This is a genomic window from Streptomyces violaceusniger Tu 4113, assembly GCF_000147815.2.
Classification (GTDB): Bacteria; Actinomycetota; Actinomycetes; order Streptomycetales; family Streptomycetaceae; genus Streptomyces; species Streptomyces violaceusniger_A.
This window is the reverse complement of the sequence record NC_015957.1, coordinates 1,183,195-1,199,582: the sequence shown is the minus strand read 5'-3', so window position 1 is coordinate 1,199,582 and position 16,388 is coordinate 1,183,195. Positions and strand designations below refer to the sequence as shown.

The window sequence follows — 16,388 nt, the reverse complement described above, 5'->3', positions numbered from 1 at the left end:
TCGTGAGGCGTACGGTCCCGGGCCGCCCGGTGCGGGGCCGTACGGTTCAGGACCTCGCGCTGAGGTAGGCCACGACCATGTCGCCGAGCATCCGGCGGTAGTGGGCGCGGCGCTCCGGGTCCAGGGGGTCGCGGCCGAAGAGGGTGCCGAAGGTGTACTGGTTGGCCACCGGGAAGACGGCGAACGAGCTGATCATCATGTGCACGTCGACGGCGTCCGTGTCGGTGTCGTCGCGGAAGACGCCCTGCTCACGGCCGCGGGCGAGGATCCCGGAGATCAGGTCGATCACCGGGGTACCCGCCTTGGCCAGCGTCTCGGACTTGGTCAGGTGCTCGGCCCGGTGGATGTTCTCGATGGACACCAGCCGGATGAAGTCGGCGTGTGCGGTGTGGTGGTCGAAGGTCAGCTCGGCCAGGTGCCGGATGGCCTCGGCGGGGTCCAGACCGGTGACGTCCACGGCCTGTTCGGCCTCGCGGATACCGGTGTAGGCGCGCTCCAGGACCTTGATGTAGAGCTGCTCCTTGCCGCCGAAGTAGTAGTAGATCATCCGCTTGGTGGTGCGGGTGAGGGTGGCTATCTCGTCCACGCGGGCCCCGGCGTAGCCGCGCTCGGCAAATTCCCGGGTCGCTACGTCCAGGATCTCGGCCTGGGTGCGGACGGCGTCGCGGAGGCGGCTGTTCTTCGGCGGCTGATCGCTCATGCTGGCCCACTCTACGTGCAGTGGCCTTTCCGGCCATGCGGTCCGGTGCGGGCGTGCCGAGGGGCACGCCCGCACCGGGCCGTCACTGTTGGTCTCTGCGGAGGAAGCCGCCCTCGGCCGAGGACGAACTCGACGGGTCGGGGGCGCTCGGGGAGGCGTCGTCCGACGGCGACCCCGACGGGGACGACGTGGGCGACTCGCTCGTGGACTCGCTGGCCGACGGGGACGACGAGGGCGACTCACTGGTGGACTCGCTCGCCGACGGGCTGGACGACGGCGACTCCGAGGTGTCGCTCGTGCTCGGCGACGGCGGCGGCTTGACCGCCGCCCCCATGTCGGTGTCCAGGTCGAACTTCGAGGCCTTCTGGCCGCTCAGCGCGGTCTTGGTGTACGCGGCCCAGATCTGGGCCGGGAAGCCACCGCCATTGACCCGGCCGCCGCCCGCGGTGCCCTTGAGCGACACCTGCTTCTTCTCGCCCTCGCCGAACATGCCGACGGAGGTCACCAGGTCGGGGGTGTAGCCGGAGAACCAGGCCGACTTGTTGTCGTCCGAGGTGCCGGTCTTGCCCGCGACTGCCTGGCCCTGCTGCCGCACCGCCTGGCCGGTGCCGTCGTCGACCACTCCGGTGAGGACGGAGGTGACGGAGTCGGCGGCGCCGCGGCTTATCGACTGGCCGTTGACCGGATCGGGCAACTGGGGCCGTTCATCGCCCTTCTCGGCGGACTTCACGATCGCCGGGGTGACGGTCTTGCCGTGGTTGTCGAGGGTCGCGTAGACCCCCGCCATCTGCTTGGGGCTGGCGCCCATCACGCCCAGCGACATCGCGGGGCGCACGTCGAAGCCGTTGTCCACCCTGCCGTCCATGCCGAGGTCCATGGCGGTGTCCTTGACCTTGCTCAGCCCCACGTCCACCGCCATCTGGGCGAAGACGGAGTTGACCGAGTTGTTCATGGCCTTCTGGACGGAGATGGGCCCGTAGGACTTGTTGTCCTCGTTCGGCGGGGCGAAGGCGGTGTCACTGCCCTTGACGGGCCGCCTGCTGGTGCCATCGTAGATGGTGCTCGCCGTGATCGGCGTGCCGTCCTGGGTGGCCGAGCCGTTCTCCAGGGCCGAGGCGAGGATGAGCGGCTTGAAAGTGGAGGCGGGCTGGTAGTCCGAGCGGGTGGCGTTGTTGGTCCAGTGCTCGGTCGCACCGGCACCGCCATACATCGCCACGACGCCGCCGGACTTGGGGTCCACCGAAACCGCGCCCACCTGAGCGTCGCCGTCCACCTTGCGCTTCTTCGGGTCCAGCTTGTCGGTCAGCTCGGTGCGGACCGCCTTCTCCAGCGCCTTCTGCTTCTTCCGGTCGATGTTGAGGGTGACCGTCCAGCCGCCGGCCTCGAACTCGTTCTCGTCCACCCCTGCCTTGTACAGCTCCTTCTTCGCGGAATCGACGAAGTAGCCCGCCTGGCCGTCGAGGCCCGGGATGGGGCGGGGCTCGATGGGCACCGGGAACTTCATGCCCTCGCGCTCGCTCTTGGGCAGCCAGTCCTTCTCCACCATGTTGTCGAGGACGTAGTTCCAGCGGGCCTTCACGAGCCGCTTGCCGTTGGGGCCCGCCGCCGACCAGTCGTACTGGCTGGGCGACTGGAGCACCGACGCGAGATAGGCGCCCTGCTGGACGCTGAGGTCCTCGACGTCCTTGTCGTAGTACGCGCGGGCGGCGGCCTGGATGCCGTAGGCGCCGCGGCCGTAGTAGCTGGTGTTGATGTAGCCCGCGAGGATGTAGTCCTTGGACTTCTGCTGGTCGACCTTGAGCGAGATGACCAGCTCCTTCAGCTTGCGGCTGACGGTCTGTTCCTGGCTCAGGTAGTAGTTCTTGACGTACTGCTGGGTGATGGTGGACCCACCCTGCTTGCCCCGGCCCAGCGCGGTGTTGATCAGACCGCGGGCGGTGCCGGTGAACGAGACGCCGGAGTCGCTGAAGAAGTCCTTGTTCTCGGCGGCGACAAAGGTGTGCTGCACCTTCTTGGGGATCTTGGACAGCGGTACGGACTCACGGTTGACGTCACCCGTCTTCGCCATGATCGTGCCGTCGCTGTACTTGTAGATGTTCGCCTCCGCCTTGGCCGCGGCGTTGGCGGGCGGAACATCGACCCACAGATAGAGGACGAAGAACGCCCCGATGAGCAACGCGCAGAACCCCAGGACGTAGCCGAGCACCCATTTCCAGGTGAAGAAGCGGCGTATGCCCCCCGACTTCGCCGCCCGCTTGGCTCGGCGAGCGCCCTTCTGCCGCGCGCGTCGCTCTTCCGCTCTACCCATCGCTCCCGCCGCTCCAGTCCATAAGCCCCCCAGGTCAGCTCATGAAGCTAACACCGCAACAACCCTCAAATGCTCATCGATCTAGCTTTTTCCGAAGGTGACAAAAAGCACCCACTCCAAGGGAACTGACGGCTTACGGGTGCCAAGGGTTGCCAGGAGCACGTAATGTGCTATCACTTTGATAGGACGCACTAGAACGCGAGAACGCAACCGCACCACCGAACGGAAACGGGGATCCATCCATGTCCGACGCCACCTCCACCGGGGGCATCACCGACCAGGCCGATATACCGGCCCTTCCGGAGCCGAAGGTCCGGGAGCGGCCCGCGCACAACGTCAGCGGCGGGCTGGCCCTGCTCGGGGGTCTGGCCGGATTCGCGGGCGGGGTCGGCCTGATCTTCGCGGGGGCCGCCGTCGCCTCCGACCACAAGGGCGCCGGGTCCACCTTGCTGATCGTCTCCGGCATCGTGGTGATCGTCGCCGCGATCCTCACCATGTGCGGCCTCAACACCATCGCCCCCGGTGAGGCCCGGGTGGTCCAGCTCTTCGGCCGCTACCGCGGCACCATCCGCACCGACGGGCTGCGCTGGGTGAACCCGCTCACCAGCCGCGAGAAGATCTCCACCCGGGTGCGCAACCACGAGACGGCGGTCCTCAAGGTCAACGACGCCTACGGCAACCCGATCGAGCTCGCCGCGGTCGTCGTCTGGAGGGTCGAGGACACCGCCCAGGCGATGTTCGAGGTGGACGACTTCCTGGAGTTCGTCGCCACCCAGACCGAGGCCGCCGTGCGGCATATCGCCATCGAGTACCCGTACGACGCCCATGACGAGGGCGCCCTGTCGCTGCGCGGCAACGCCGAGGAGATCACCGAGAAGCTCGCCATCGAACTGCACGCCCGGGTCGAGGCGGCCGGGGTCCACATCATCGAATCGCGCTTCACCCACCTCGCCTACGCCCCGGAGATCGCCTCCGCGATGCTCCAGCGCCAGCAGGCGGGCGCGGTGGTGGCGGCCCGCCGGCAGATCGTGGACGGCGCGGTCGGCATGGTCGAGGCGGCGCTGGCCCGGATCACCGAGGAGGGGATCGTGGCACTGGACGAGGAGCGCAAGGCCGCGATGGTCAGCAATCTGATGGTGGTGCTCTGCGGGGACCGCTCCCCGCAGCCCGTTCTGAACACGGGCACGCTGTACCAGTGACCGACGAGAGCGGGCCGAAGGGTCGGCAGCCGCGGCAGCGCAAGCAGATGCTGCTGCGGCTCGATCCGGCCATCCATGACGCGCTCGCGCGCTGGGCCAACGACGAGCTGCGCAGCGCCAACGCGCAGATCGAGTTCCTGCTGCGCAAGGCGCTCGCGGACGCGGGCCGGCTGCCCGGCGCGGTGCGCCCGATCCCGCGCCGGGGCCGCCCGCCGCGGCGGCCCGCCGAGGGCCCCGAGGGCGGGGGCCCCTCCGAGGGCCCGGAGAGCCCCGGCCGCACACCGAACCAGCCCTGACCCTGCTCACACCTCCCTGACCTGCGGCAACGCATCCCGCAGTGCAGCTATACACTTCAGGTATACGCATGATGTAGAGTGCTGGGCATGTCAATTGGCCACACCCTGCTCGGACTCCTCGAGGGCGGCCCGCGCCACGGCTACGACCTCAAGAGAGCCTTCGACGAACGATTTGGACACGACCGCCCGCTGCACTACGGGCAGGTCTACTCGACCATGTCCCGGCTGCTGAAGAACGGCCTGGTGGAGGTCGACGGCATCGAGCACGGCGGTGGCCCGGAGCGCAAGCGCTACGCCATCACCGACGCGGGCATCACGGATGTGCAGCACTGGCTCACCCAGCCGGAGAAGCCCGAGCCCTATCTCCAGTCGGTCCTCTACACCAAGGTCGTCATCGCCCTGCTCACCGGGCGCGACGCGGCCGATCTCCTCGACGTCCAACGCGCCGAACATCTGCGGCTGATGCGCGAACTGACCCAGCGCAAGCGCGAAGGCGACCTCAGCGACCAACTCATCTGCGACCACGCCCTCTTCCATCTCGAGGCCGATCTGCGCTGGCTGGAACTCACCGCCGCCCGCCTCGGCCAACTCGCCAAGGCGGTGCGTTCATGACCCCGGCAGGCTCCTTGCTGATCGCCACGTCCCTGAACAAGACGTACGGTCACACCCCCGCGCTGGACGGTGCGGACTTCTCCATCCACCCCGGCGAGGTCGTCGCCGTCATGGGCCCCTCCGGCTCCGGCAAGTCGACGCTCCTCCACTGCCTGGCCGGGATCGTCCGGCCGGACGCCGGCACCGTCCACTACAACGGGCGCGAGCTGACCGCCATGTCGGACACCGAGCGCAGCGGTCTGCGCCGCGGCGAGTTCGGCTTCGTCTTCCAATTCGGCCAGCTCGTGCCCGAGCTGAGCTGTGTGGAGAACGTCGCCCTGCCGCTGCGGCTGAACGGCACCAAGCGCAAGGAGGCCGAGGCCCGCGCCGAGTCCTGGATGGAGCGGCTGGAGGTCGCGGACGTGGCCCACAAGCGGCCCGGCGAGGTCTCCGGCGGCCAGGGGCAGCGGGTCGCCGTCGCCCGGTCGCTGGTCACCGCGCCGCGGGTGCTGTTCGCCGACGAGCCGACCGGCGCGCTGGACTCGCTCAACGGCGAGCGCGTCATGGAGCTGCTGACCGAGGCCGCCCGCGAGTCCCGTACCGCCGTGGTGCTGGTCACCCACGAGGCCCGGGTCGCCGCCTACTCCGACCGCGAGGTCGTGGTCCGCGACGGCAAGGCCCGGGACATGGCAGGGGTCCGATGAGCGGCCAGGACGCCCCGGCGCAGGAGCCCCGCACCCGCGCCTCCGTCGCCCGCTGGGCCGCCGACCTCGCCATGGGCGCCCGGTTCGCGGTCACCGGCGGCCGGGAGAGCTGGGCCAGGACGATCATGACGGCGGTGGGCGTCGGCCTGGGGGTGGCGCTGCTGCTGGTGGCCTCCTCCGTCCCCACCGCGTACCAGGAGCGCGGTGAGCGGTCCGACGCCCGCGCCGCGCTGGGCTTCCAGGAGGACCCCGAGCCCGGCCCCGGCACCATCCGCCTCGGCCCGGCGAGCACCACGTACCGCAACCAGGACATCGACGGCCTGGTGATGTCGCCCGACGGCGACAGCCCGCCCCAGCCGCCGGGCATCAGCCATATCCCGGGCCCCGGTCAGATGTGGGTCTCGCCCGCGCTGAAGAAGCTGCTCGACTCCGACGACGGCAAACTGCTGCGCGACCGCTTCCCCTACCGCACCATCGGCACCATCTCCCACGACGGACTGTCCGGCCCGACCGACCTGCGCTACTACGCGGGGATCACCCAGAAGGCGTTCGACCGGGTGGCCGCCGACTACCACATCGACCGCTGGGGCACCAAGAACGTCGGCAAGCCCCAGCCCGTCGACCCCGCGCTGCTGCTGCTGGTGATCATCGGCTGTGTGGTGTTGTTGCTGCCCGTGATCATCTTCATCGCCACCGCCACCCGCTTCGGCGGTGAGCGGCGCGACCGGCGGCTGGCCGCGCTGCGGCTGGTCGGCGCCGACAGCCATATGACCCGGCGGATCGCCGCGGGTGAGTCGCTCTTCGGCTCCCTCCTCGGGCTGGCCGTGGGCACCGGACTGTTCCTGCTGGTGCGCGTGTTCATCGAGGGGATCGTGGTCTGGGACATCAGCTTCTTCGCCTCCGACATCGTGCCGACCGCCCCGCTCGCCCTGGCGATCGCGGTGGCCGTGCCCGCCTCGGCCGTCATGGTCACGCTCCTCGCCCTGCGCGGTATCGCCATCGAGCCGCTGGGGGTCGTACGGAACGCCAGGCCCAAGCGCCGCCGTCTGTGGTGGCGGCTGCTGCTGCCGCTCCTGGGCATAGCCCTGCTGGCGCCGCTCGCGGGCGGCTTCCAGGCGGGCAGCGCGGGCGGTGACGCCAAGGCGTACCAGGCCGCGGCCGGCGCCATCCTGCTGCTCATCGGCGTCACCGCGCTGCTGCCCTGGATCGTCGAGGCCGTGGTGGAGCGGTTCGGCGGCAAGGGCTCGGTGCCCTGGCAGCTCGCCACCCGCCGGCTCCAGCTCAGCAGCGGCACCGCTTCGCGCGCGGTCAGCGGCATCACGGTCGCCGTGGCCGGGGCCCTCGCGCTCCAGATGCTCTTCGCCAGCGTGGAGGCCCAGAGCACCGAGTCGACCGGCCAGGACCCGCACCGCGCCCAGCTGATGGCGAACATCCCGGTGTCCAACGGTGCCGAGGCCCGCGACGCCTTCGCGCGGTACCGCGCGACCAAGGGCGTGCGCGACATGCTCGGTGTCACCGACGGCTCCGTCTCCGCTCTGCGCCACAGCAAGGACGACCCGTCGACGGCCCCGGTAGAGTCCCTCACCGTCGCCGACTGCCCCTCGCTGCGCGAGGTGGCCCGCATCACGAGCTGCAAGAACGGCGACGTCTTCCTCGTCGACGCGTCGCCCGACTACTACGAGGCCGGGGAGAAGTTCGTCAAACCGGGCGCCCAGGTCAATCTCGCCTTCGACGACGAGAGCATGCCGGACCTGCGCCACAAGAAGCTGTGGACGATTCCCGGCTCGGCCAAGGTGGTGAAGTCCCGGCTGGACCCGATCGGCAGTGAGCGCACCGGCATCCTCGCCACCCCCGGCGCCATCGACGTCGCCGAGCTGGGGAAGCCACAGGCGGTGGCCATGATGCGGATGGATCCGAAAGTGCCGGACGCGACCGAGTACGTGCGCAACACCAGCGCGGCGCTCTCCCCGGCCATGGATGTCATGCGGCTCAGCAGCACCTCGCAGTCGGATCAGTTCGCGGTCATCCGCAAGGCCCTGTTCATCGGCGCCACCGCGACCCTGCTGCTCATCGGGGCCAGCATGATCGTGACCACCCTGGAGCAGCTGCGCGAGCGCAAGCGGCTGCTGTCCGTCCTGGTGGCCTTCGGTACCCGGCGCACCACGCTGAGCTGGTCGGTGCTGTGGCAGACCGCGGTCCCGGTGGTGCTGGGCCTGGCGCTGTCGCTCGCGGGCGGGCTGGCACTGGGCGTGCTGCTGCTGAAGATGGTCGGCCAGCCGCTGGCCGTGGACTGGGCCGGGCTCGGCGCCATGACCGGTATCGGCGGCGGCGTGATCCTGCTGGTGACCCTGGTCAGCCTGCCGCCGCTGTGGCGGATGATGCGGCCGGAGGGTCTGCGGACGGAGTAGGCACCCCTACCGCCCCACTTCGCCCGGGGGCCGTTCCCCACCATGGGAACGGCCCCCGTCGGCATGTCCAGGCGGACCGGCCCCCGGGGGCGTGTCCAGGCGGATCGAGCCCCGGGGGCGTGTCCAGGCGGGTCGAGCCCCGGCGGCGTGTTCAGGCGGACCGGCCGGAGGCGGACCCTCCAGAGGCGGACCGGCCGGCGACCCGTACCGGCAGTGGCCGCAGCGCTTCCCGCAGCGCCTCCGCGAGCGCCTCGAACTCCTCCGTGCGCGCCGCGCCCGCCCGCATGGCCAGGGCTATCCGGCGGGCGGGTGCCGGATCGGCGAAGTCGCCGGTGGCCAGATGGTCGTTGCGCCCGGTCTCCACCCGCAGCGCGGTACGCGGCAGCAGCGTCACCCCGAGACCGCCCGCCACAAGCTGCACCAGGGTGGAGAGCCCGGCGGCGCTGGTGGTCACCGGGGTGCCCTCGGCGCGGCCCGCCTCACGGCAGATGTCCAGGGCCTGGTCACGCAGGCAGTGGCCCTCGTCGAGCAGCAGCAGATCCAGCTCCTTGAGCGCCTCGCGGGGGATGTCATCGCGTCCGCCCAGCCAGTGGTCCCGCGGCGTGACCAGGACGAAGTCCTCGTCGAACAGCGGCATTTCGACCACCCCGGGGGCGCCGAGCGGCACCGCGAGCAGCAGCAGATCGAGGCGGCCGTGGGCCAGCCCGTCCAGCAGCGAGGCGGTCTGCTCCTCGTACACCTGGAGATCGAGCCGGGGATAGCGCTCATGCACCAGCCGCAGCACGGTCGGCAGCAGATACGGCGCCACGGTCGGGATCACCCCGAGCCGCAGTACGCCGGTGAAGGGCGCCCGCGCCGCCTCGGCCTCCTCCAGCAGCTCCCCGACCGCCTCCAACACGGTGCGTGCCCGGACCGCCAGCCGCTCCCCCGCCGGGCTGAGCAGCACCTTGCGCGTCGTACGCTCGAGAAGCTGGACACCGAGTGTCTCCTCGAGGGCCGCGACGGCGCCCGAGAGCGCGGGCTGGCTCATCCCGATGGCGGCCGCGGCATCGCGGAAGTGCAACTGCTCCGCGACCGCGACAAAGGCTCTGAGCTGGGAAATGCTGGGCTGCCGTGGTTTGCCCGCCGGTGTGGCTGATGCGGCCACTGATAGCCACCTCCAATCAACCCCACCGAGTGTAGCTATTTCACTGATCAATGCACCCTGTGCCAAGGTGGGACCGTCCAACCCCAGGAAAACCCGGACGACCGGGCCTTTCCTACGCAATACCTGCAAGGAGTGTGCGTGCTCACCGTCGGTGACAAGTTCCCCGAGTACGACCTGACCGCCTGCGTGTCGCTGGAGAGCGGCAAGGAGTTCGAGCAGATCAACCACAAGACCTACGAGGGCAAGTGGAAGATCGTCTTCGCGTGGCCGAAGGACTTCACCTTCGTGTGCCCCACGGAGATCGCCGCCTTCGGCAAGCTGAACGAGGAGTTCGCCGACCGTGACGCCCAGATCCTGGGCTTCTCCGGCGACTCCGAGTTCGTCCACCACGCCTGGCGCAAGGACCACCCGGACCTGCGCGACCTGCCGTTCCCGATGCTGGCCGACTCCAAGCACGAGCTGATGCGCGACCTGGGCATCGAGGGCGAGGACGGCTTCGCACAGCGCGCCGTGTTCATCGTGGACCAGAACAACGAGATCCAGTTCACCATGGTGACGGCCGGTTCCGTGGGCCGTAACCCCAAGGAGGTCCTGCGGGTGCTGGACGCCCTGCAGACCGACGAGCTGTGCCCCTGCAACTGGAGCAAGGGCGAGGACACCCTGGACCCGGTGGCCCTCCTCTCCGGTGAGTGAGCTGATTCCCCATGGCACTCGATGAGCTGAAGTCCGCGCTTCCGGACTACGCCAAGGACCTCAAGCTGAACCTCGGTTCGGTGATCGGCAACTCCGAGCTTCCGCAGCAGCAGTTGTGGGGCACCGTGCTGGCCTGCGCGATCGCCTCGCGCTCGGCGCGGGTGCTGACCGAGCTGGAGCCGGAGGCCAAGGCCAACCTCTCGCCGGAGGCGTACACCGCCGCCAAGTCGGCGGCCGCCATCATGGCGATGAACAACGTCTACTACCGGACCCGGCACCTGCTGTCCGACCCGGAGTACAACAACCTGCGCGCCGGGCTGCGGATGAACGTCATCGGCAACCCGGGTGTCGAGAAGGTCGACTTCGAGCTGTGGTCGCTGGCCGTGTCCGCGATCAACGGCTGCGGAATGTGCCTCGACTCGCATGAGCAGGTGCTCCGCAAGGCGGGCGTGGACCGCGAGACGATCCAGGAAGCCTTCAAGATCGCCTCTGTCCTCCAGGCGGTCGGCGCCACCCTGGACGCCGAGGGCGTCCTGGCCGCCAACGGCTGACCCACTCGGTCACGAGACCGTTCGGTCGCGGAGACCAGCACGGTCGCGGAGACCCGAAGGGCGCCCCACCGATCGGTGGGGCGCCCTTCGGCGTTCAACGGCCACGGGCCGGGCCCGGGCTACCGGGCTCGGCGTCCTTCCCCGGCGGCGCGTCCGGCGGGTCGGTGGGCGCCGCGCCGGAGGCGGTGGCGCCGTGCGGGCCGGGGACGGCGCGCAGCGCGTTCTCCTGGCTGTAGCTGCGCAGGTAGCCGACCGCCGTGTTGACGACCGCCACCAAGGGAACGGCCACCACCGCGCCGCCGATGCCGCCGATCAGCGAACCGGCGGCGACCGAGAGCACCACGGCCAGCGGATGGACCCGCACCGCCCGGCCGAGGATGAAGGGCTGCAGGATATGGCCCTCGATCTGCTGCACGGCGAGCACCACGATCAGCACCATCGCCCCCGTGAACACGCCCTGGGTGACAAGTGCCACGACCACCGCGAGCGCGCCGGAGACCACCGCGCCCACCAACGGGATGAAGGCGAAGAGGAAGATGAAGACGGCGAGTGGCACCGCCATCGGCACATGGAGGAAGAACAGACCCACGCCGATGAAGATCGCGTCGATCAGCGCCACGATCACCGTGCCGCGCACATAGGCGGTCAGCGTCGCCCACGCCCGCGGACCCGCGCCCGCCACGCCCTCGCGGGCCGGGGCGGGGACCAGCTTGAGGGTCCAGCTCCAGATCTTCGGGCCGTCGTACAGCAGGAAGAGCGTGGAGAACATCGTCAGCAGAAGGCCGGTCAGCACCTCCACGACGACCGTGACGCCCTCGAGCCCCGCCGAGGTGATCTGCTCGGTGTTGGCGCCGACCGCCTCGCGCAGACTCTTGGCGATGTGGTTGATCTGCTTCTCGGTCACATGGAACGGGCTGTGCAGCAGCCAGCGCCGCAGATCGTCGATACCGGCCTGGACCTCGCCCGAGACCTCGTCGACGTTCTCCATGACCTGCCAGACCACGAACCACACGACCAGGCCCATGACGACGAAGCCGGCGATGAAGGTGAGCGCGGTGGCCAGCCCACGCGGCACACCGCGCCTGCGCAGCCGGGTCACGGTGGGTTCCAGCAGCGCGGTGATGAGGAGCGCGACGGTGAAGGAGAGCACCACCAGCTCGACGGAGCTGATGACCCTCATGAGCACCCACACCGTGCCGCCGAGCACCAGCAGCCGCCAGGCCGCCTCGGCGGCGACGCGGACGCCCCAGGGGACGGCGTCCACCGGATCGGGTTTGGCGGAGACGGCGGGGGCGTAGGCGGGCGGGGCGGGCACGCTGGACGGCTCCGGCCGGGGAGCCGCGCCCTCCGCGCCCTTCCCCGCGGCGCCCTCGGCACTCTGGGGACCCTCGGGGCTCGCGGAACTCCGGGGACCCTCGGGACTCCCCGGGCTCACGGAACTCTCCCGGCCCTCAGCCCTCTTGGCGCTCTCGGCGCCCTCAGTCTCCCTGGCGCTCTCGGCTTCACCCCGTGCGGCTCCGGCGCCCTGGTCCCGGCCCGCTCCGGTGCCGGGCGCGCCCCCGGACGGCCGTGCCCCCCGTGGGCGTTCCTCGGATGGTTCGGGCCCCGACGGGGGCCTCGGGCCGGCGTCGCCGTCGCCCTCGCGCCCCCGCATCTCGGCCTGTTGGGATTCCAGCCGGTGGGCGAGCCGGGTAAGTCCGGTTCCCAGCCTGCCGACCCACTGCGGCAAATTGGACATTTCTCGTTTCCTACCCCCAGGTTCCCCCTCGGCCGTCAAGGAGACGTTACCTGCTGGGGATGCACCAAACCCCCGGCCCATGGGCCGGGGGTTTGGTGAAGTGTGCGAGCGTGCGCCGCTGCCGGGATGGCCCGGTCCGATCGGCTCAGTAGTGGCCGTTGGCCTGCCAGAACGACCAGGCGTCACACGGGCTGCCATAGCGCTCGTTCATGTAGTTCACGCCCCACTTGATCTGAGTGGCCGGGTTGGTCTGCCAGTCGGAGCCCGCCGAGGACATCTTGGAGGCGGGCAGCGCCTGTACCAGACCGTAGGCACCAGACGAGGGGTTGCTGGCCTGGTAGTTCCAGGTGGACTCGTGGTCCACGATGTTGCTGAAGCACTGGAACTGGCCACTCGGAACGATCTGCCGCGCCATCGACTGGACTTCGGAGATCGTGTAGGAGGCCTGCTGGGGGAAGTCGCCGACGTCGCGCGAGGCCGAACGGCTCGCGACGTCGTCCTTCTTCTGCTTCGCCTCCCGCTCCTTGGCCAGCTTTTCGGCGGCTGCCTTGTCCGCGGCGGCCTTCTTGGCCTTCGCGTCCTTGGCCGCCTGCTTGCGGGCTGCCTCCTCGGCGGACTTGCGCGCCTCCGCGTCGGCCGCGGTGGACTGGACGTCCGCCTGCTGCGTCAGGGATGCGGTCTGGGCAACGGCCTGCTGCCCGGCGGGTATGTCCGCAAGGAGCGTCGAGTCGGCGGCTGTCGCCTCGATCGGGTCGGACGAGCCCTGCTGCTGCTGTCCGCCCGCGGCGACGCCGACAACGGCGCCCACAGTGGTGACCGCGGTGGCCGAGGCCACTGCGAATCCCCGGACCGAAATCCGGCTCACTCGGTTTCCTTCCAGCTCGCCCGCTTAGGTGACCTCGCGGGCGCAATCGTGCCCCTGACGCTGGCCTCCCCTTGTTCCGTCCCCGGTGGTACACGGTGGGGTCGGCTGGTCACGGGAGGCACGGGCCCGGTGGGGATCTCCCGCGGGAGATCCTCGAGGTGCTCGGGCGGCATACGGCGAACTCTCTTCAATTCTGGTGTTGCTGTGGTTCTGTACCGCTGGGGGTACCGGTGTGCCGTATGCGGGGCCTGACGGAACCCACAGACTGCCGGACGCGGAGCCCCCGAGGCAATTCCCCGCCAGGTGTGAAAGCTCACATCCCGTTTACGCCCTAGGATTTCTGGAAATCCCCGCGCGCCAAGACGCCGCGCGGCTAGGCTCATTGGCCTTTCCGCGCGGCGCCCTGTGGTCGCAAACGACTCAACCAGCTCAGATGTGGCCGTCCTCCAGCATTTCGGTCACCAGTGCCGCGATCGGCGAACGCTCGGAGCGGGTCAGCGTGACATGCGCGAACAGCGGATGCCCCTTCAGCTTCTCGACGACCGCCACCACACCGTCGTACCGCCCGACGCGGAGGTTGTCCCGCTGGGCCACGTCGTGGGTCAGCACCACCCGGGAGTTGGCGCCGATCCGGGACAACACGGTGAGCAGCACATTCCGCTCGAGCGACTGGGCCTCGTCGACGATGACGAAGGCGTCATGGAGCGAGCGGCCGCGGATATGCGTCAGCGGCATCACCTCCAGCATCCCGCGCCCCACGACCTCCTCGATCACCTCGGCGCTGGTCACCGCGGACAGGGTGTCGAAGACCGCCTGAGCCCAAGGGCTCATCTTCTCGGCCTCGGAGCCGGGCAGATAGCCCAACTCCTGGCCACCCACCGCGTACAGCGGGCGGAAGATCATCACCTTGCGGTGCTGACGCCGCTCCAGCACGGCCTCGAGACCGGCGCACAGCGCCAGCGCCGACTTGCCCGTACCGGCCCGGCCGCCCATCGAGATGATACCGACCTCCGGGTCGAGCAGCAGGTCCAGCGCGATGCGCTGCTCCGCGCTGCGCCCGTGGATCCCGAACGCCTCCCGGTCGCCGCGCACCAGCCGCACCTGCCCGTCCGGGGTGACCCGGCCGAGCGCGTTACCACGCTCGGACTGCAGCACCAGACCGGTGTGCACGGGCAGTCCGGCCGCCTCGGGGACAAACGCGGTCTCGGCGGCGAACAGGTCGTCCACCTGTTCGGCCGAGATGGCGAGCTCCGCCATCCCGGTCCAGCCCGAGTCGGTTATCGCCAGCTCCGCGCGGTACTCCTCGGCGAGCAGACCCACCGAGGACGCCTTGATGCGCAGTGGCAGGTCCTTCGATACGACGGTGACGTCATACCCCTCGGCCTGCAGGTTTCTGGCGACCGCGAGGATCCGCGCGTCGTTGTCCGGCATACGGCCGTGATGCAGGAAGGCCGCGGGCAGGACACCCGGGTCGGAATGGTTGAGCTCGACACGCAGGGTCCCGCCCAGATCGCCGATCGGGATCGGTGCGTCCAGGCGGCCGAAGCGGACGCGGTACTCGTCCAGCAGGCGGAGCGCCTGCCGTGCGAAGTACCCGAGCTCCGGGTGATGCCGTTTGGCCTCCAGTTCCGTGACCACCACGACCGGCAGCACGACTTCGTGCTCGTCGAAGCGGGCCATGGCATTGGGGTCGGCCAGCAGGACGCTGGTGTCGAGGACATAGGTGCGCCGGTCTTGCTCGCGGCGTTTCTTGCTGGTCACCACGGGTGGACGTACCCCCTCGGGAGAGGTTGGGGTGCGACGGCGTCGCGGGAGTGAGGTATCCCCGCCGTAGACGGGGAACGGACCGGGCTCAGGCCCTACTGGGAGGGCCGAGCGCCGGCCCTCCGCGTCATACGCACGATCCGCACAGTCGTCCGTGTGCAAAGGGCCTCCCGGACGGACGGCCCAATGCCGTCCGCTGGCAGTTCGACACCCGACTGGACAGGTGGGACAGGGCGTCGACCTGGAAGGGATATTCCCTCGAACGTGCGGGGGCATGCAACGGCATATGACGGCGCGGATATGAACGTTGTGAAACCAGCGTGCTACACGGCCCCGGGCCGGACGCCGGTCGGCGTCCGGCCCCGGGCCGGTGAACTGCCGTGCTACAGACCGGAACTAGTTGCCGTACCTGCGGTGACGGGCGGCGTAGTCGCGCAGTGCGCGGAGGAAGTCGACCTTGCGGAAAGCGGGCCAGAAAACTTCACAGAAGTAGTACTCCGAATGGGCGCTCTGCCACAGCATGAAGCCGGAGAGCCGCTGCTCACCGCTGGTGCGGATGACCAGATCGGGATCGGGCTGCCCACGGGTGTACAGGTGTTCGGAGATGAGGTCGATGTCGACGACCTCGGCGAGCTCCTCGAAGGAGGTGCCCTTGGTGGCGTGATCCAGCAGCAGCGACCGCACCGCGTCGGCGATCTCCTGCCGTCCGCCGTAGCCGACGGCCACGTTGACCAGTATTCCGTCGATGTGCTCGGTGTCCCGCTCGGCCTCCTTGAGGACCGTCTGGGTCCGGGAAGGCAGCAGATCGCGGTTGCCGACGTGGTGCACCCGCCAGCGGCCGTCGGTGGCCAGATCGCGCACCGCGCCCTCGATGATGCTCAGGAGCGGGCCCAGCTCATTCTCGGGGCGGTCCAGGTTGTCGGTGGAGAGCAGCCAGAGGGTGACGACCTCGACGTCCGTCTCGCTGCACCAGCCGAGCAGCTCCTGGATCTTGCTGGCGCCCGCCTTGTGCCCCTGCTCGGCGGTGCCGCCGGCGGCGCGGGCCCAGCGGCGGTTGCCGTCGAGGATGACGCCGATGTGCTTGGGCACCTGGGCGTGATCGAGGCGGCCTTCCACCCGGCGTGCGTAGAGCCCGTACACCAGGTCGCGCAACTTCACGTCTTCCAGCCCCTCAGTGCCTCGCATGGCTTGCCATGGCAGTCCGCCCCAAGGCCGACACCCTACTGCGGGGCGGAGGGGCTGGCTAACCGGGACGGCCAAATGACGGGCCTGCGTCACGCTTCGTAGCCGACCGTGCGGGATACGTACCGCCCCTGAGGCCCCAGATGCCCCAAATAAAGCGGGCCGGTCCGTGGGGGGGAGTACGGACCGGCCCGAGGGGGGGGGCTTCCACCATAACGCTTCGTGAGGGGATGTCCATGCAT

General features: G+C 69.7%; 14 protein-coding genes. 7 read left to right on the top strand and 7 right to left on the bottom strand.

Features of this window, described 5'->3' with window-relative positions; translation table 11 throughout:
• Positions 1-46: 46 nt before the first annotated feature.
• On the bottom strand, positions 47-700 hold the full coding sequence (locus tag STRVI_RS05430; protein ID WP_014054612.1) for a TetR/AcrR family transcriptional regulator: 654 nt from the start codon (positions 698-700) through the stop codon (positions 47-49).
• An 82-nt stretch (positions 701-782) separates the two neighbouring features.
• Positions 783-3,008 carry a transglycosylase domain-containing protein gene (locus STRVI_RS05425; RefSeq protein ID WP_014054611.1) on the bottom strand — a complete coding sequence of 742 codons (2,226 nt, stop codon included), beginning with the start codon at positions 3,006-3,008 and terminating at the stop codon, positions 783-785.
• 242 nt (positions 3,009-3,250) lie between these two features.
• Here STRVI_RS05425 and STRVI_RS05420 point away from each other — a divergent pair, with 242 nt between their 5' ends.
• From STRVI_RS05420 to STRVI_RS05400, 5 genes are all read left to right on the top strand, one after another.
• Positions 3,251-4,207: an SPFH domain-containing protein gene (locus STRVI_RS05420; protein ID WP_014054610.1), complete on the top strand. Its 957-nt coding sequence runs from the start codon at positions 3,251-3,253 to the stop codon at positions 4,205-4,207.
• A complete protein-coding gene (locus tag STRVI_RS05415; protein WP_435532608.1) occupies positions 4,153-4,503 on the top strand; it encodes a hypothetical protein in 351 nt (116 codons plus the stop codon). Before STRVI_RS05420 ends, STRVI_RS05415 begins: the two co-directional genes overlap by 55 nt.
• 87 nt (positions 4,504-4,590) lie before the next feature.
• Complete coding sequence (locus tag STRVI_RS05410) at positions 4,591-5,115, top strand: PadR family transcriptional regulator (protein WP_014054608.1); 525 nt, start codon at positions 4,591-4,593, stop codon at positions 5,113-5,115.
• A complete protein-coding gene (locus STRVI_RS05405) occupies positions 5,112-5,798 on the top strand; it encodes an ABC transporter ATP-binding protein (protein ID WP_014054607.1) in 687 nt (228 codons plus the stop codon). Before STRVI_RS05410 ends, STRVI_RS05405 begins: the two co-directional genes overlap by 4 nt.
• On the top strand, positions 5,795-8,206 hold the full coding sequence (locus STRVI_RS05400; protein WP_014054606.1) for an ABC transporter permease: 2,412 nt from the start codon (positions 5,795-5,797) through the stop codon (positions 8,204-8,206). Before STRVI_RS05405 ends, STRVI_RS05400 begins: the two co-directional genes overlap by 4 nt.
• Before the next feature lie 151 nt (positions 8,207-8,357).
• Here the strand turns inward: STRVI_RS05400 and STRVI_RS05395 are convergent, their stop codons facing one another.
• Positions 8,358-9,353 (bottom strand): hydrogen peroxide-inducible genes activator, encoded by a 996-nt coding sequence (locus STRVI_RS05395; RefSeq protein ID WP_014054605.1) that lies wholly within the window; start codon positions 9,351-9,353, stop codon positions 8,358-8,360.
• A 138-nt stretch (positions 9,354-9,491) separates the two neighbouring features.
• Here STRVI_RS05395 and STRVI_RS05390 point away from each other — a divergent pair, with 138 nt between their 5' ends.
• Both STRVI_RS05390 and STRVI_RS05385 read left to right on the top strand, forming a co-directional pair.
• Positions 9,492-10,046 (top strand): peroxiredoxin, encoded by a 555-nt coding sequence (locus tag STRVI_RS05390; RefSeq protein ID WP_014054604.1) that lies wholly within the window; start codon positions 9,492-9,494, stop codon positions 10,044-10,046.
• An 11-nt stretch (positions 10,047-10,057) separates the two neighbouring features.
• A complete protein-coding gene (locus STRVI_RS05385; protein ID WP_014054603.1) occupies positions 10,058-10,597 on the top strand; it encodes an alkyl hydroperoxide reductase in 540 nt (179 codons plus the stop codon).
• Positions 10,598-10,691: 94 nt separating this feature from the next.
• On the opposite strand, the gene STRVI_RS05380 is transcribed toward STRVI_RS05385, so the two are convergent.
• From STRVI_RS05380 to STRVI_RS05365, 4 genes are all read right to left on the bottom strand, one after another.
• Positions 10,692-12,335, bottom strand: coding sequence for an AI-2E family transporter (locus STRVI_RS05380; RefSeq protein ID WP_014054602.1), 1,644 nt, complete (start codon positions 12,333-12,335; stop codon positions 10,692-10,694).
• Between the two features lie 145 nt (positions 12,336-12,480).
• Positions 12,481-13,200 carry a transglycosylase SLT domain-containing protein gene (locus STRVI_RS05375; protein ID WP_014054601.1) on the bottom strand — a complete coding sequence of 240 codons (720 nt, stop codon included), beginning with the start codon at positions 13,198-13,200 and terminating at the stop codon, positions 12,481-12,483.
• A 429-nt stretch (positions 13,201-13,629) separates the two neighbouring features.
• The gene (locus STRVI_RS05370; protein WP_014054600.1) at positions 13,630-14,964 is read right to left on the bottom strand and encodes a PhoH family protein; all 1,335 of its coding nucleotides are present in this window, start codon (positions 14,962-14,964) and stop codon (positions 13,630-13,632) included.
• Between the two features lie 396 nt (positions 14,965-15,360).
• Positions 15,361-16,122 carry an isoprenyl transferase gene (locus STRVI_RS05365; protein WP_043235438.1) on the bottom strand — a complete coding sequence of 254 codons (762 nt, stop codon included), beginning with the start codon at positions 16,120-16,122 and terminating at the stop codon, positions 15,361-15,363.
• Between the last annotated feature and the right edge of the window lie 266 nt (positions 16,123-16,388).

What these genes read in the sequence shown, in the direction of transcription:
- STRVI_RS05425 (WP_014054611.1), bottom strand. Translation starts at nt 3,008, where the DNA reads ATGGGTAGAGCGGAAGAGCGACGCGCGCGGCAGAAGGGCGCTCGCCGA.
- STRVI_RS05400 (WP_014054606.1), top strand. Translation starts at nt 5,795, where the DNA reads ATGAGCGGCCAGGACGCCCCGGCGCAGGAGCCCCGCACCCGCGCCTCC.
- STRVI_RS05385 (WP_014054603.1), top strand. Translation starts at nt 10,058, where the DNA reads ATGGCACTCGATGAGCTGAAGTCCGCGCTTCCGGACTACGCCAAGGAC.
- STRVI_RS05380 (WP_014054602.1), bottom strand. Translation starts at nt 12,335, where the DNA reads ATGTCCAATTTGCCGCAGTGGGTCGGCAGGCTGGGAACCGGACTTACC.
- STRVI_RS05430 (WP_014054612.1), bottom strand. Translation starts at nt 700, where the DNA reads ATGAGCGATCAGCCGCCGAAGAACAGCCGCCTCCGCGACGCCGTCCGC.
- STRVI_RS05420 (WP_014054610.1), top strand. Translation starts at nt 3,251, where the DNA reads ATGTCCGACGCCACCTCCACCGGGGGCATCACCGACCAGGCCGATATA.
- STRVI_RS05410 (WP_014054608.1), top strand. Translation starts at nt 4,591, where the DNA reads ATGTCAATTGGCCACACCCTGCTCGGACTCCTCGAGGGCGGCCCGCGC.
- STRVI_RS05405 (WP_014054607.1), top strand. Translation starts at nt 5,112, where the DNA reads ATGACCCCGGCAGGCTCCTTGCTGATCGCCACGTCCCTGAACAAGACG.